This window comes from Alkalibacterium sp. MB6, from assembly GCF_009935905.1.
In the GTDB taxonomy this organism is placed as follows: Bacteria; Bacillota; Bacilli; order Lactobacillales; family Carnobacteriaceae_A; genus Alkalibacterium.
In genome coordinates, this window is sequence record NZ_PREX01000071.1 from 1 (window position 1) to 788 (window position 788).

Annotated in this window: 1 protein-coding gene; it reads left to right on the forward strand. The window is 36.7% G+C overall.

Annotation, left to right across the window (positions count from 1 at the left end):
• Positions 1-102: 102 nt before the first annotated feature.
• Positions 103-788, forward strand: a 686-nt coding sequence (locus tag C3945_RS11710; protein WP_161879828.1) for an IS4 family transposase, incomplete at its 3' end; no start/stop codon positions are given.

The window sequence follows — 788 nt, forward strand, 5'->3', positions numbered from 1 at the left end:
CACTAGTGTTGCATTAAAATTTTAAACTGTTCCATCGTATAAAAAAATCCTTTATACTAGTACTCGGATGACTTATCCAAGACCAATACAAAGGATCTACACATGGATAAGTATAAAACAAAAATGACCATAAATAAATGGTTTTCGTATATTAAGTTAGAACAATTAAGCTTTGACTCTCGTCAAGCCATCGAACAATTTGATCGTTACGCAAAGAAGTTGACATTTAAGAAAGCAATAAAGCTGTTTCTGTATGCCATTAACGATGAAACGGAAAGTTTACGACACCTAGACCAGCAACTTGTCAATCCGAATTTAAAAAAAGTGATGGGGATAGACTCCATCAGTTACTCTCAGCTTTCTCGGGCCCTACGGGCACTTGAACCAAGTGTATTACTGGAGATTTTTAATCACTTACTTTCTCTAGTGCATAAAAAGACGGAGGTAAAATCGAAAGAAAAACTCTATCTGATTGATTCCTCAACTTTTTCATTTAGCAAGAATTCCTATCCATGGGCGTATTTTCGACCGACAAAAGCTGGCATAAAGTTGCATTTAAAAGTCTGCTTCATGAATGAACGTTGGGTGCACCCTGAACAATTTGAAGTCTCTCCTGCTTCTGAACATGATCATGAACACTTAGAAGTTTTTATTAATGAGCCACTGGCTACTTACGTTTTTGATCGTGGCTATCTTGATTTCGCTCAATTTGATCAAATGCATTGGGACGGGTATTTCTTCGTTTCTCGGATTAAGAAGAATACGAAAGTACATGTGCAAGCCCATTT